The 16,619-nt window shown below is 40.8% G+C and carries 9 protein-coding genes and 1 tRNA gene; 3 read left to right on the top strand and 7 right to left on the bottom strand.

What is annotated here, in order from left to right:
* The first annotated feature begins 44 nt into the window (after window positions 1–44).
* Window positions 45–1,661, top strand: a complete 1,617-nt coding sequence (locus CPBP_RS02165; protein ID WP_350332413.1) for a hypothetical protein — start codon at window positions 45–47, stop codon at window positions 1,659–1,661.
* A 276-nt stretch (window positions 1,662–1,937) separates the two neighbouring features.
* The gene (locus tag CPBP_RS02170; RefSeq protein ID WP_350332414.1) at window positions 1,938–4,022 is read left to right on the top strand and encodes a sodium-translocating pyrophosphatase; all 2,085 of its coding nucleotides are present in this window, start codon (window positions 1,938–1,940) and stop codon (window positions 4,020–4,022) included.
* A 261-nt stretch (window positions 4,023–4,283) separates the two neighbouring features.
* On the opposite strand, the gene CPBP_RS02175 is transcribed toward CPBP_RS02170, so the two are convergent.
* From CPBP_RS02175 to CPBP_RS02185, 3 genes are all read right to left on the bottom strand, one after another.
* Window positions 4,284–4,937: an IS1595 family transposase gene (locus CPBP_RS02175; protein WP_350332415.1), complete on the bottom strand. Its 654-nt coding sequence runs from the start codon at window positions 4,935–4,937 to the stop codon at window positions 4,284–4,286.
* A gap of 665 nt (window positions 4,938–5,602) precedes the next feature.
* A complete protein-coding gene (locus tag CPBP_RS02180) occupies window positions 5,603–6,052 on the bottom strand; it encodes a DUF2948 family protein (RefSeq protein ID WP_350332416.1) in 450 nt (149 codons plus the stop codon).
* 14 nt (window positions 6,053–6,066) lie between these two features.
* Window positions 6,067–6,142: transfer RNA gene (locus CPBP_RS02185), tRNA-Thr, on the bottom strand.
* A gap of 132 nt (window positions 6,143–6,274) precedes the next feature.
* On the opposite strand from CPBP_RS02185, the gene CPBP_RS02190 reads away from it, so the two are divergent.
* Entirely contained in the window at window positions 6,275–7,489 is a 1,215-nt protein-coding gene (locus tag CPBP_RS02190) for an MFS transporter (RefSeq protein ID WP_350332417.1), read from the top strand.
* Here CPBP_RS02190 and CPBP_RS02195 read toward each other — a convergent pair whose 3' ends face one another.
* The 4 genes from CPBP_RS02195 to CPBP_RS02210 form a co-directional block, all read right to left on the bottom strand.
* On the bottom strand, window positions 7,490–9,670 hold the full coding sequence (locus CPBP_RS02195) for an adenylate/guanylate cyclase domain-containing protein (RefSeq protein ID WP_350332418.1): 2,181 nt from the start codon (window positions 9,668–9,670) through the stop codon (window positions 7,490–7,492).
* Window positions 9,671–11,604: 1,934 nt separating this feature from the next.
* Complete coding sequence (locus CPBP_RS02200) at window positions 11,605–12,003, bottom strand: hypothetical protein (RefSeq protein WP_350332419.1); 399 nt, start codon at window positions 12,001–12,003, stop codon at window positions 11,605–11,607.
* The gene (gene fliI / locus CPBP_RS02205; protein ID WP_350332420.1) at window positions 12,004–13,326 is read right to left on the bottom strand and encodes a flagellar protein export ATPase FliI; all 1,323 of its coding nucleotides are present in this window, start codon (window positions 13,324–13,326) and stop codon (window positions 12,004–12,006) included. It lies immediately after the preceding gene.
* Between the two features lie 116 nt (window positions 13,327–13,442).
* Window positions 13,443–16,592: a hypothetical protein gene (locus CPBP_RS02210; RefSeq protein ID WP_350332421.1), complete on the bottom strand. Its 3,150-nt coding sequence runs from the start codon at window positions 16,590–16,592 to the stop codon at window positions 13,443–13,445.
* Window positions 16,593–16,619: the final 27 nt, after the last annotated feature.

Consider the following 16,619-nt stretch of genomic DNA (forward strand, 5'->3'; position numbering starts at 1 on the left):
ACTGTCTACTATATAACTATCTTTAGTTTATATAAGGACATTGCATGCGCATTCAACGTTTATTGCTGATTTTTCTAATCAGCTTCGTCGAAAATACTTGCGATGCAAAAAACCCCAGCGCTGATGTCCTAACTATTAAACGATCATTTACGCTTACTCCTGGATATATGGAACGCACATTCAACTCTAACGAGATGATGAAGCATGGCCCGTTAAGTTTGATGCAATTGTATAGCAAAGGCACCGATGTACTGTGCGACATTTCAAATGATCCCCTTACACGACTGGGTATTTGGGGACTTTGCCTATTCCCCAATTACTATATAGCTGATACTAGCCATACCGTATACCATGAATTTGGACATGCACGCGCGATTGCCTCTATGGGGCTCTCCTATGAATATAGCGCCTCTGCTAAAGAAGAAATTCCAACTGATTACGCCTATGGTATCTATCTAAAACGCATCGAAAACCCCTCTACGTTTAACTCGGGAGCAGCTACCCAAACCTTTCTACCGGATAATATGCTAAAAAAAATTCCTTCACTTTTTTTGAAACGTGTCATGACACCACAGAAAAGATTGAGTCAAACAATCACTCAAAAACTAAACACATGGTGGAACAACCCAGACGTTATAAATGCAAAAAGCCTTTCCTCTCATGAAAAGCTTGTATTATCTTTATTTACAGAAGCTCACAAATCTCCTTCAGATTCGCCAATTCCCATAAGGTCAGTCTATACCTCTGAGGCAGAAACCTCTAAAATAATTGATAAACTATTAAACTCCACACCCAAAGCGTTTAATAGTGAGCACAAAGAAAGTGCAGATTTCAAAAAATATATACTTCAGAACCTGCTGTCAGAAGAAGCTTACCTTGTTGTTAGTTTTGCAGGAATCAATAATCAGATGCGTTATGCACAAGACGTTTCAAACCTTATTTTTAAATATAATGGTCATTTAATGTATAGCTTTGATTATTTTTTTGGAAAATATGAAGGCTACAGATACGTGTCTACCTATGAATCTCACTTAGCTGCAGGCAAGATTTCGTCTGGAGATGATATCTATTGTATATTGCGTAATTATGACAACAGAGACTATACCATCGATGCATTCGACATTAAAATGGGTAGTTTAGCCTCTCTATTCTTAAGTGCTACCACTTGGTCATTTGTATATTCTGCAATTACAGAACTTCCTAAGGGAAGCTTTTTAGTGCACGCTCCGGTTTGGAATGGATGGAGACTTCCAGATCTTAACTTTTATATGACCTCTCAAGGTTTATCATTTGAGGTTGTCACTGGATATCAATTCAATGATCGTTGGCATGTTGGTTTAACTGCGGAAATGGTTTACAAAGGCAACACCGCCTATGAATTCGGTCCGTCTATCACCTATAAATTCAGCACGCCCAGTGGTGAATTTGAACTGTCCGCCCAAGCCATTATTAGCAATGATTTGGAATTCGGAGGTGCCGCGGGCATTGAATGGACAGCACCTCGAAAAGATTGGGCAGTTGGTGTAAAGTATACCCATCATAACGCTTTAACGTTCGCTGGGGAAAGAAACATCCCTTTCTTTTGCGCTGGACTTAATAGCGTTGGAAAACCTAGTCACACAAACGACGAAGCAAGCCTTACGTTAAGTTACAATTACTAAATATAGCAAATTACGGATAAAGTGAACTTGCGAAAGTTGGAATAATTCCTATATTTACTGCATATAATCCGTGTCCGATCACATCGGATCTACCTCAAGGGTACAACGTCACGCTGTAGACTCCTTCACTACGCTACGGCTTGCAAACGCAAGCCGGGGATGAATGGAAAAATGCACACACACTCTTTATTATTTATCTCTACTATGAAAAAAGATTGAAAATCCAACACGTTTCTGGCATTTTTGCAGGGTGTTAATTATAGAATAGGAAACGTAATGAGTAGTTTCGTCATGAACTCAGTCATTATCCTATGTGGCCTACTTGCGTTGGTCTATGGGATAGTGGCATCAAGATCAGTGCTACGCCTTTCAGCTGGAACGGATAAGATGCAAGAAATTGCTGCCGCAATCCAAGAAGGTGCAGCCGCATATTTAAATCGTCAATATCGTACAATTGCAATCGTCGGCGTCATTGTTGTGGTTGGCCTGTATGCTGCATTGGGAATGCATGTAGCCATTGGATTCATCATTGGTTCTGTGCTTTCTGGCGTGGCTGGTTACATCGGAATGTATGTATCCGTACGTGCTAACGTGCGCACTGCAGAAGCCGCCCGCACAAGCTTACATAAAGCTTTAGACGTTGCCTTCAAATCAGGTGCTGTAACAGGTATGCTTGTTGTAGGACTTGGAATTTTAGGCGTTGCAGGATATTATATCATTCTTAAACATCAAAATGTTGAAAGCAGAGACTTATTAGAAGGTCTTGTTGCTTTAAGCTTTGGTGCATCATTGATTTCAATTTTCGCACGCTTGGGCGGGGGTATCTTCACAAAAGGTGCTGACGTTGGTGCGGATCTTGTCGGTAAAATCGAAGCCGGCATTCCAGAAGATGACCCCCGTAACCCCGCTGTTATCGCTGACAACGTGGGTGATAACGTGGGTGATTGCGCAGGCATGGCTGCGGACTTGTTTGAAACATATGCGGTTACAACTGTTGCGTCTATGTTGCTTGCTGCAACCATTTTCGAAGGTCACTTATACGCAGAAGAAATGATGTTATACCCGCTAATGATCTGTGCGGTATGTATTATTGGTTCTATTTTGGGAACGTTCTTTGTAAAGTTACGCCCTGATAATAAAATCATGCCTGCATTATACCGCGGCTTAATTGCGACGGGTATTTTCTCTGCATTATTCATCATCGTATTAACGTACACGATTGTTCCTGCTGATTTCCATTTTGAAGCGGGTGCCTTAGTCTTTTCAACGCACAACCTATTAATCTGCGCATTAAGTGGTTTGCTTGTTACAGGTTTATTGGTATGGATTACAGAGTACTATACGTCCACAGAATATCGCCCTGTTCGCAGCATTGCTATGGCATCTGAAACAGGTCATGGAACAAACATTATTCAAGGGCTTGCAGTCTCTATGGAAGCATGTGGATATCCAACACTCGTGATCGTCGGTGGAATTCTTGTATCGTACATCAACGCTGGATTGTTTGGTATTGCGATTTCTGCAACCACAATGTTGGCTTTGGCCGGTATGATCGTTGCATTAGACGCCTATGGTCCGGTTACAGACAATGCCGGTGGTATTGCTGAAATGTCGGATCTTCCAAAGTCTGTCCGTGAAGTTACTGACGCATTGGATGCTGTTGGAAACACGACAAAGGCCGTAACAAAAGGATATGCTATTGGATCTGCCGCATTAGCTGCATTGGTTCTATTTGCTGCATATACCGAAGATCTAAGCCACTATTTCAGCGATTTAGATATTTCGTTTGATTTACAATCTCCATACGTTGTTGTTGGATTATTGCTGGGTGGTATGTTGTCTTACCTGTTTGGCTCTATGTCCATGATGGCAGTAGGTCGCGCTGCATCATCAGTCGTGATAGAGGTTCGTCGCCAATTCAAAGAAAACCCTGGCATTATGACAGGTAAATCAAAGCCTGAATATGGTCGCGCAGTTGATATGTTAACAAAGGCAGCTATCCGTGAAATGATCGCTCCATCGTTGTTACCGGTATTGGCTCCTGTGGTTGTATATTATGCTATTTACTTAATATCAAACCAACGTGAAGCATTCGTTACTCTAGGTGCTATGCTATTAGGTACGATTGTAACAGGTCTATTCGTTGCAATCTCTATGACATCAGGCGGTGGTGCATGGGATAACGCAAAGAAATATATCGAAGATGGTCATCATGGTGGCAAGGGCTCAGAAGCTCATAAAGCCGCAATCACAGGTGATACAGTGGGGGATCCTTACAAGGATACTGCTGGACCTGCGATCAACCCAATGATCAAGATCATCAATATCGTTGCGATCTTAATGTTAGCATTACTATCATAATTGATATCGTAGTCTAGGTATTAAAAAACCCTCACACTGTGGGGGTTTTTCTTATTTATAGCTGACTTCTTATAATCTGGATATGCGTCACTCGGTTGCTAATGTACGTTTTAGTACATGTCTCACCTCGTTTATATCCCCAAATTAAATTACTCTAGCTATACCGTATTTTGAACTGTTGTTTTTCGTCCCCCCACCTTAAGTAAAGCAGCGTCTAGCTTATTAGTCCTAAATTACTTTGGAGCTGTGCCAGATAATGGATTACAAACAGCCCTTAAGCCATTGATTTAACTGGGTTAATTGGGCTTTGGCAGTGGGTGTGTTAAAACGCCACTCACATTCCTTCAAAAATAGCCCAAAAGTCTCTCTGGATATACCATTAAATTTACGCAAATGTCGCTTGGCCTGATTCCAGAAATTCTCTATTCCATTGATATGGTTTTGCTTATCTGCAAACAGCTTGGAATGGTTAATTCGATAATGTTTAAACTCCGATACATCCAACACATTATATCCCTTCCAACAGTCAGAATAAACGATACTATCGGGAACCACTTTACTCTCAATAATAGGAATTAACGTACTACTCGATGCATCTGGAATGATCTTTGTGTACACGCGTCCACCCCGCTTTAACACCCCAAATACAGGCACTTTGCCTGCAGCACCTCGACCACGTTTACCTTTGCGAATCCCACCAAAGTAACTTTCATTAACTTCAATCTCACCCTTGAATACTTCCTCAGAGTCTTTTTCTAACTGCTGAGATATTATGATGCGTAATCGGTGGTAATAGTAACAGGCTGTCTTTGCATTTACTCCTACCAAACTTGCAGCACATCGGGCTGTTGTTCCGGCTACAAAATGTTCGATTAATCGCCTCTGTATACCCTTTCTTAATCTGCTCTTTCTCATGCTCCACCTTATAACATTTTTTTACGTTATCTGGTACAGCCCCTAAATCTTTAACTGTCGTAACGTTGTTTTGTGTAGTCCGTGTCCGATCACATCGGATCTAGCCACGGATGCAACCTCAGGTTGCCAGCGCCACGCCCTATAGCAAAGTACCTTTAATTCTGACACAGTGCTGAGAGAGTATTTTTACTTTACGGCAAATGTTCTTAAAGATAAAAAAATATCTACTTCGTCAATCTTTTGTTAACGTTTGTAGGATATCGTATATTTAGTGCACTTATATATTTAATTTTAGACCACCATTTCGTGAAGGAATGACGGATTGCTTCGTCTATTTAGTCTCGATTTAGGGAGTGGGTTTTGTCCCCCCACCCGAAGGTCACTGAGGGTGACTAGGGCGGGGGGCGGTAAAAAAATCATGTTAACTCAACCTTAACCTTTATTAATTCCAGATTAACCACTGCGCTTTTTCTCATAATCTGTAACCAAATACATGTGATTTGCTGTATTACAGCTGAAACATCTTGTTATATTCAATGTTTTTTTTAACGAATACATTAACACCCAGAAACCATCTCTGACCCTTTCCCCTCACTTCACGACAATCGGGTGCAGCGTCACGCTGCCTACTGGATGCAACGTCACGTTGCCAACAGCAAGTTGCCTTACTCAACGCTCATATGAGTTGGCAAAAATTGAGTGGGGTAAGGTTCGTGAAGGTCTGCCATTTTGCATGAGATCTCTTTGACTTCAATACAAATTTCAGAATGTTCTGAAAAATGAAGTCTAACTTCATTTTCAGTCGCTTGTATCGACATTAAATTATATAGTTTTTCTGGATGATGAAGGTGAATATTTTTTTTTCGAATATTGATCACGTGATCGAAATGAACACCGCTATGAACTCGGACTTTAATTGGGTCTTCTGGATTTAGAAACTTTTCCCAGCAAAACCGGTTGCTAAGCATTTTGAATGTTTGTTGATCGGCATCGTGAACAAGGGAAGATGCTGCAACGACTGAATCTTGTAAGTGTGAAGATATTACATGGATGTGATCATGGTGTTGTGCATGCAATTTTATAGGCACATGAGGTGAGGTTTTGTTTTTTTTCATTGTTACCCCAAAAATGGTGCCGATTGTCGGATTCGAACCAACGACCCTCTGATTACAAATCAGATGCTCTACCAGCTGAGCTAAATCGGCGAACTTGTGTTAATATTAATATCGTTTTTACAGTTAAAAGTCTACAAAAAAATCTAAATTTAATAAAGATTTTTTTATTGTTTGTTTGCATCAATATAATGTATAGATTATGAATTAATCTAAAGAGCTCTCATGAAAATCCAATCCTTGCACCCCCTAACTATTATATTACTAATAGCCACCATGCCACTAGCCGCTGCGTCACTAGACATGTTTTTACCTGCACTGCCAGCAATGGTTAAAGAATTTTGCACCACAGAAACAACGATTCATGTCAGTTTAAGTTTGAATATTATTGCAAGCGCAATCTTCGGATTCTCTTCTGGCATATTATCAGATCACTTTGGTCGCAAACGATTATTTATATCTGCGATGTTTGGATTTACCATTGCCACTTATTTGTGTTCGCTTGCAACAAACGTAACGTTTTTTACGATGGCTCGAACGCTGCAAGGGGCTGCATCGGGTGTCATTTTTGTGATGGTCACCACAATATTGTCAGATGTTTATACTGGCGTTAAAAAGGCACAAGTCCTTGGCATTGCAACGTTTTTATTCCCGGTTGCTCTGGGGATTGCTCCATTTGTGGGTGAAAAAGTATACCGACATTTTGGATGGTCCGCTGTTTTTATTTGTTTAGCCATTGTGTTATTAGGGGTATCAACGGTATTATTCTTTACGCTTCCGGAAACGAAAAAAAAAGAAACATCCGCCCTATCTTTTACAAAGATTTTCGCAGACGCAAAAACGATTTTAATAAAACCAGCATTTTTTGTGAATGCATTAATCCCCTCTGTATTTATGGGGGCATTTATGGCATTTATCGCATACAGCCCTTTTATCTATATCAATTACTTTGGGTTAGACCCTGAATCATATGTGTACTATTTTATTACGCCATTGTTGTTTCAATTCATTGCAGGCATTGCGTATCAATGGATCGTTAAACTCTTAGGGGTTAATAAAACATTGTGGTGCGGGATCATTTCAGCGTTTGGAGCTTTAAGCGTTATGTTTGGAATTTTTAGTAATATCCTCCCATCAAATCCAATGACTACAATGATTGTGATGTTGTTTTATAACTCTGCGATACCATTTATATTACCAACTGTTATGGCAAAGACGTTTGAAACATTCCCAACAAAAGCCGGTACGGTTTCATCATTAGCCTCTGTGATTCGAAACGTCGCAATGGCTGTGTATATTTACACCGCAGGCTGCGTCTTTAATCACACGCCACTTCCAATTCTATATGTTTTGTCCGCCGGAATTATTTTGTTTATTATGTTGAGCATAATCTCACTCAAAATTTCCAATCGGACACCGATATCTCAGGCTAACACATAATTATTTCGTGGTTAAATGCACTGATCCATCCCACTTTTCACCAGGTGGGTTTGCCTTAAAATTACGACAACGGTCAGCAAGCAAGATTAAAACTGTGTCTTCAGGAGCTTTCTTCAAACCACTTTCAATAAAGCCTAACGCCTCATCCCAACGTTGCTCTAAATAAACTTTGAACGCTTTTGCTGTTACTGTTGCCAACTCCATCGTATGTTCAGAAGGAAGAAGCGCAGGCTCTCCCACTAACTGAGCCATTAACTCATAGATAATGACGCTTTCATTTTTTCCTTTTACAGCCACCACATCAACTGGGCGGAATAAAAATTTAGACTTAAGCTTTTCGTACATTACACCACTGGCCATAATATTGGTGCCGTATAGCTTGTTCACGCCTTCTAACCTAGCGGCCAAATTTACACCGTCACCAAGAACTGTATAATTCATACGTTCTTCAGAACCAATATTTCCAACAATAACACTTTGTGTGTGTAGCCCAATTCGAGTTAAAAATACGGGCTTTCCTTCCATTGTCCATTTGCGATTTAGTTCAACCAAGCGTTTTTGACACATCAAGGCAGCGTTGCATGCGTGAAAGGTATGATTTGGATCATTGATGGGCGCCCCCCAGAATGCCATAATCGCATCGCCAATATATTTATCGATCGTACCGCCAGTTTCCATAATAATATGAGAAAGTTCGTTTAAATACTCTGACAAATGCAAAGCGAGTTTTTCTGCTCCCATACTTTCAGAAATAGAGGTGAAGGATACGATGTCTGAAAAGAACAATGATAGTTCTTTTTCTTTACCACCAAGTTTTATATCCACGCCTTTTGCGATTAGTTTCATTACCAAGGCTTTTGGCATAAACTTACCAAACGATGTTAAGCTTTTCTTTAATGCCGCCATTGCATCACGAATGGCTTGAATTTCTGCAACATTGGATGTGAAACTTAAGTCACCGGACATATCAAAATTTTGCAGTCGTTTTATTTCTTGAGACAAAAACACAATCGGTTTTGAAATGCGACGTGATAAATAATAAATAAAGAACGCAGACAGAATAAGTATTGTTACAGCCATCATAAGGTTGTTTTGGTAACTTCGATTAATGAATCCTACAAACTCATCCGACGGCGCAACAATACAAAGATACCATTCATAGGGGAAATCTGCTGGAAATCGTGTAAAGCTTCCTACATATTCCGTGCCCTGTTCTTCAAATATAATTAATGGCTCTTTTGTTTTTGCAAACAGATCATAGGCTTTTACAATTTCTTTCCGATCCATTGCTTGCACCATCTGGGCTTTAATATCCGTACCTTGGATAAGCAACCCTTTCTTTGGATCTGGATGCGCAATAACCTCACCTGCTCCGTTAAAAATAAAGACAAGACCTTGAGGGCTTAATTGAGTTGAGGCTAAGAATTGTGAATATCCGCCTAATGTTAAATCTGTACCGATAACTCCAAAGAATCCATCCCCATTGCTATCCCCAGAGCTTAATGGCGCAGACGCTGTAATTCCAGGTATGTTATAAATGGCAAAAATATAAATATTGCTCCAATTAAACTTACGTGATTGAGCAACATTCATATACCATTCACGAGTTCTTGGGTCATAATCAAATTTATTCAGCGTTTCTTTCAACAAAATGTGCTTGTTTGAGTCTAGGTAATAATAAGTCTGTATCGGCTCAGCAATACTTCGTTTAATCGTTTGTACAATAAATTTAATATTCCCTGGCAATTTTTTAGATGCATCATTTTTGAAAAAATAATCTCGCCCAGGATTAATCATTTCAACATATAATAAATCACCCCTTTCTGATCCTGCATACATGCTGTCAATATGAGGATACTCTGCCACAACGTTTGCTAAATACTCATACAGCTTTGGGTTTGTTTCCATGTCAATTTCTTCAGGCTTTGTAATCATCCGCTGACTAAGGACTGTAATTTTTCTAGCGCTTTCTAAGTAAGCCGCACTTTTTGCAATTGATTTTTCACTAATTTGAGACATGATATCTTTAGAAAAATTCATAACTGCTGCGCGATTTGTAAAATATGAATAAAAAATAATCAGTCCATTAGACCCTATTAATAAGGCCAAAGATGCCGTGATGATATTAAAATGAAGCTTGTGACTTTTCCAAAAATGTCTTACTTTTTGTAAAATTGACATGATATTTTTCAAACCTAAATAACTTAATTATAAATAAGAATACGGTATATACGTTTATAAAACATTAACGCATGAAATATCCTTGCCATGCAGCCTAAGCACGCTTGAACAATGTCAGAGTTACTCTGAACTCTACACACTTTAGATTTATCATATATAAGCCAAACACGGATAAAGTTGATACACAGCATTGAAAGAAGAAAGCAACCTGCCGTCAGGGATGATCCCTGGACCCGTTAAGTTAGATCCAATTCGCACAGACACGGATTGTGAAACACAACGTTACGACAACTCAGGAATTTATTCGAGTACCCCCATTGGATCCAGCATCACGCTAATGGATGCAGCGTCACGCTGTGCAACCTGAGGTTGCATCCGATCAATTAGATCCGATTCGCATAAACACGGATTATAAGCAACAACACATTACCTCGCATATCCCCCTGCTGTATCAACTCTCTCATGTATGCCAACCGCCGCTCTGGCGCATAAAGCGCCCTTGAGCCGGCAACGTGTCGTTGCATCCGTTAAGTTAGATCCAATTCGCACAGACACGGATTGTGAAACACAACGTTGCAACCGTTCAGGAATTCATTCGAGTACCCCCATTGAGTCCCGCATCACACTAATGAATGCAACGTCACGTTGCTTAGACCCAAAGTGGTCTGACACGGGTTATTAGAAAAAGTGCATCCGTTAACAAAGGTTAACACTTTTTTAATTTTTCTGATTTTCGCGCACCCCCCGCCCTAGTCACCCTCAGTGACCTTCGGGTGGGGGGACAAAACCCACTCCCTAAATCGAGACTAAATAGACGAAGCAATCCGTCTTTTCTTCACGAAACGGTGGGCAAAAATAACAATGTATGAGCGCTATAAAGTTAATATACCGCACAAAAGTTAACAAAAGATTGACGAACTGAAAATTTTTGCCAACTACGTTCCGATTCGCATAGACACGGATTGTAAAAAACATGCTTTAAGCCGAAGTCGTCACATTGGATCCATACGATCTTCTCACGCTGCGTGCGGCGCAGGTTTGCTCCTGGCAACATGACATTGCATCCATTAGAAGAAAGTCTGGAGCAAAGGGCGCCGCGTAATTGTTTTATGTGAGTTTAACTATAAATACGGTTTGAAAAAAATTACAATCCGCCTCAGCACACACCCGATACACTCTATCGGATGCAACCTGCGGTTGGATCCATTAGCTTAGATCCGATTCGCACAAACACGGATTACAGAAAACACCATCATCCTTCAAAAATATATTGACAATCCGAATTCCATATGTATACTAATAAGTAGAATTGCGAAGAGGCTACCCAAAAACCTGGGTAGCCTTTTTTCGTTCTACGTCTTTGAAACTTTCAGAAAAAGTATCTGAACTTTTGTTGAAATACATAGACAAGCCGAACCGAATCCCCAGTACAGGTGCTCAACTACCCGATCAGTAGTCACAGCCCTGTAAACAACCCCTAGAGCCGACGGGCTCGTAAAACACGACTTTGTATTATTATACTAAAGTCCGCCTTTCCCCATTCGTGTAAGAAATGGGGTTCTTTTTGCACGTGCGGGTTACTGGGGATTCTCTCGGTTTTAAAACTAAATAACGACAGCATCACGCTAATGGATGCAACGTCACGTTGCCAACCTGCGGTTGGATCCGCTAAGTTAGATCCGATGTGATTGGACACGGATTCTATATAACTTAACTCTGAAAGCTACAAACAGAAGGAACTAAAACACTACCAAACTCAAAAACATCTCAAATTCATGTTTCACCCTTACCCCTCCTGCGCCGAAGGTGGGTTCAAATTCCCCTTCATTCTCTCACATTGTATTTTATTAAATATCTCCAACCACACTCAATCTAACTAATGGATGCAACCTCAGGTTGCCATATTTCAAAACACACCATGAACAGAATGAAACTTACCTAGAATTTGGTCTGAACAAATCTTCAATTTCTTCTGCTTCTTTTTTCTGATGTTCTAACGCCAGTTTACGCTCTAGATTTTCTAATAAGATTTCATATTGCTTTCTGCGTGAAAACAATCCAAAAATTTCGTCTTTTAAGGCATCGTATTCATCATTTTTAGTTTTTAACAAATGGCTATACGCCTTTATTTTATTGCTAACACGATCAAAATACTTGGGGTTAAAAAATGATTTATGCAGCGAAACGCCGACTTGTTCGCGCTCAAAGGTTTCAAGCAAGTGCTCTATTTGCTGTTCCAAATTTAATTTATCTCGCAGTATTTGGTTCAACTCTTTTTGCTTTTGCTCTATTTCAGCTTTGGCTTGTTTGATTAAGATACAATACGTTTTCATTTATGCACCATTTAAAATGCGGGACAAATGCTGCATTCCATCTAATATGCTGGAATGTTCATCGGGTTTTTGATGTAAAAAGGCTTCAAAGTGATCATTCAGCTCAATCGCTTTATCTGTGTTGGGATCACTTCCTTTTCGATAGGCTCCAATCCGGATTAATTCTTCCATATCTTCATACAGCGCCATATATTTTCTGGCTTTTCGGATCAGATCATTTTCAGATTCTGAATTGCAAATCATGACGGTTCGCGAAACACTTTTCAGAATATTAACGGCGGGAAATCGACCTCGTTCGGCTATTTTTCGTTCCAAGACAATGTGACCATCCAGAATTCCACGGACGGCATCTGCGATAGGTTCATCCATGTCGCTACCTTCGACTAACACGGAAAACAACCCTGTGATATTGCCCTGTCCTTCAATCCCAGGGCCGGCGCGTTCTAATAGCTTTGGTAATTCTGCAAAAACGGAGGGGGTATATCCACGTGTTGTTGGCGGTTCACCGATGGACAAACCAATCTCACGCTGAGCCAATGCAAATCGCGTTAAACTGTCGATCAAGCACAACACATGTTTGCCTTGATCTCTGAAATACTCCGCAACTGCCATGGTTGTAAATGCTCCTTGCCGACGTACTAATGCGGGTTCGTCTGACGTTGCAACGATCACAACACTTCGCCTAAGACCGTCTTCGCCTAAATATTCTTGCAAGAATTCCTGCACCTCTCGACCACGTTCACCGATCAATCCAATGACAATCACATCGGCAGAGGTAAACTTCGCCATCATGGATATCAGTACCGATTTACCCACACCTGATCCAGCAAAAATTCCCATGCGCTGCCCATCACAACAGGGGGTAAATGTATTTAAAGAGCGAATGCCAAGATCCAATTTCTGATGAACCCTACCCCGCTGATGCGCATTCGGGGGCATACTATTAATCTGATACGGGTCAGGACCATGTTGCAAGGTTACGCCACTGTCGACAGGTTCGCCAAACGCGTTTAAGACGCGACCCAGCCATTTATCGCATGGGTATATACTGTTATCACTGCTGAGCATTTCAATGGATGAGCCCGCCGCAATGCCCTCCACAGACCCAAACGGAATCAGGATTGCAATATGATCTTTGATGGCAGAGACTTCTGCACGAATGAACTTACCCTGATCCTTTGCAATCTTACAAATGGTGCCAATACGTACATAGGATGACAACCCTTCGGCTTCGATTCTTAAACCCACAACAGATCGCACCCGACCATAGATCCGAATCGGCGGAATACGTTCAACCAAACTGAGCAATGCACCATCCAGCATCCAACACCTTTCAAACAACAAAGGAATATTATGATGCCTGAACGTTTACAAATGTTTAACAGGATTATAAAAACGAAACGTCATAAAAAAAAGCCCCCATAAAGGGGGCACTGATGTTAGTCATTCACAACGGAGATAACTCCTTGGAAGTTTTGAATTTCTGTTATATTGATAAGCGGCATTGGATTTTCAAAGCTAAACGGTGCTATACCTAATATTGCTTCATTTGGATAATTGAAAAGGATCCTACTATTCTTTACATCATATGATACACTACCAATTGGCAAAGATTGGTTCAAAAGTACAGTTGTATTCATCAGAATGTTTGTTTGTAAATTTAACGTACTTATATATATATAATACCTACGAGGGGAACCCTCTGCTCTACTCCAAAGAAGAGCTTGTGTGAGTGAATCATAATACAAACCATAGGGTAAATTACTATTGGAGATAATCATAGATTGAGCTGTAACATTAGTTATATTGATGGGGTTTATAATACTAAAATCTCCCATATATATCCCTTTATCTTGCGTTGCCCAAAACATACGATTGGCTCTCTTCGCAAGATATATACTAAAAATTTCCGTGGAGCCTGTGTATATAGTGCGCGTATTATTCAGACGTGTTGGATTTGATAGAATATCGGCCACATATATATTCTTATTTTTGTTATTTGCTACTGCGGTACCAGACCAATAAATTTCTTGAAACTCAGTATCCACATATAAGTTCCCAGGATTGGTAGTACTGAAATTGGCGCTGGATAAAAACAGCGTATCATTTAGACTATGTGTAGCATTTAAAAAAGCTTTTCGCACATCATAATATACTGTTACATAATACAATTCTGTAATGCCATTGCCGGTTGTATTGGCGTTGGGAAATGTTGGAGAATACGGCATTGTTGCGTTTGATGGGCTCTTTGATCCTGAAAACGTTAACTCATCACTCATCTCTCGAGATGTTGTTCCTGATCCTGATGACGTTACATCATTAGTAATTTCATTAGACAACCTAACTGTATTTGAGTCTGTATCTGTTCCAGAGTCTGTCCCTGTCACCCACTGACTCATCTCTCGAGATGCGGTTCCTGATCCTGATGACGTTAACTCATCACTCATTTCATTAGACAACCTACCTGTATTTGAGTCTGTATCTGTTCCAGAGCCTGTCCCTGTCACCCGCTGACTCATCTCTCGAGATGCGGTTCCTGATCCTGATGACGTTAACTCATCACTCATTTCATTAGACAACCTACCTGTATTTGAGTCTGTATCTGTTCCAGAGCCTGTCCCTGTCACCCGCTGGCTCATCTCTCTAGATGGGCTTCTTGATCCTGTGCTTGTATCTGAATCTGTACCCATATTTGTACCTGATGGCGTTACCTTTAGACTCTCTTCATTAGACGTACTGTCTGAATCAATGGGTAATACCGAATCGGTGATTTTCAAGGATGGTGAATATGGGCGCATTTGAGTGCGTGACTCTTGCCACACAGGGCTTGCTGCTACAATCACTTTGTCAAGCCATTCTGTGTTTAACGCATGGGGCTGTAACCACAACTTCCCTTCCCAACGAACGGGTACGTTAGATTCTAAATCACATCCAGCCACTTTGAGTTGAGGGGCTGTTCCTGCATGACATAAGATCTCTTCAATCCCGGCATCATTAAATCGAAGGTCACATCCAACATCACTCGATAAATCAGCACCGTGATCTATCAGTTCTCTTTGGGCTGCTTTACGCAATAATTCAATTTGATCATCAGATGTTCCATTACACACACGATGATGCAATGTGTCGGCAACACCCCATAGGTTTTCCATTGCGGCCGTCGATTGCTTTAACCACGTCGCCATTGCTTCTGCCACTGGGACTTTATTCGCAAAGGCTTGAATGTAATTCACTCCATTTCCAGTAGTACGCGCAAACCATACTTGAGCGTCCTCAGGAATGGGCGCTCCATTTGGAATGTCCCGTGCACTGCCCTGGAAACACGACAGCATCTTAAATATTCCACTTTCAAGATCAAAATCACACCCCACATCTGACGTTAATGCAATCTGATTCGCGTCAAATATTGATCGGACTAGCGTTGTAAGTGCAAAGTTATCCGCGTGGCTTACACTCTCCCATAGTCTTAATTTGCTTAACATGTCGTTTAATTGAGTCATCGCCTGTAAATTATTGCTGATGCGGTCGGCAACTGCTTCTGGAAGCGTTAGCTGATTGCCTAACTGCATTAAATGGCGCTGCGTGGACACGCGCAAAACATCATCGATAGCGGCAGGGTTTGGAGAATAATCTACCTGAGGATATCGCTGTGTATTAAGATGATTGCGATTAATGCTAAGTCGAACTAATAGATTCGAGGGGGCCTTAAAACCGTACTTATAATGGAATCGTCTGAATTGAATCATCGCATCAGAGGTCTCTGGATTTTGCTCTACAGAATTATAAATTTCTTTTTGATAATCTTCCTGACACCCAGTAATTTCACCCAGGTGATCACTTTCGCCCAGCTTAAATGCACAGCTATAATTCCTGCGCATTTGGGCAGAGTTCACAAATAGAAATTTTTTGAACTGAGTCGCAAATTCGTTAGAGTTCTGATTGTAACTGGATCCCACTGCCCTTTCTGCTAAAACAGCACTGCTAAGCAGTGTAATAAGATTAGTGGCATTGTTAACCCACTGCGGCAATGCATCTGCGAAAGGTACTCCGTTATATCCAGAGGCATGCTCATAATGAGAATACCATCGTGTGCGTTCAAGCTCTTTTCCGTTACCCAAGAAATTCTGACAAACGTCTAAAAGTTGATATGTGCGTAAAGACGAATGAGTCACCAGCTTAGATGCAACATCGAAAGGTATGCCCTCAAGCCAGGCAGAAAAACCAGCAATATACAGATAGATAGAATAAAATAAAAGTACTGTTCCTGCAAGAAATACGGCTGTGAACCCCATAGGTGTGTTAGTAAAGGCAGTTATGCGTTCTTTTAATCCAGACACCTGTTCCTTTAGTGCGGTCGCTAAGTCAGAAAACGCCCTCGTAGCTTTGACATCTGATGCCACTTCTCCAGATTCTAGCTGAGTCAAATCCATTGTTTTCTTTGAGTCTGACGTTCGCCAGAATGCAACCTTGGAGACTCCTTTTTCCCATACAGAGGGTCCTGTTTGTTCCTCTATAATACCAGCTGTCGCATGATAACTCTGCGTCTGTAATAAACATACTATTAATATAAATGATATAATACGTCTCATCTTAAACATCTCCTAATTCGCTATGCA

It is taken from the genome of Candidatus Bodocaedibacter vickermanii (genome assembly GCF_014896945.1).
Lineage (GTDB): Bacteria > Pseudomonadota > Alphaproteobacteria > UBA6184 > UBA6184 > Bodonicaedibacter > Bodonicaedibacter vickermanii.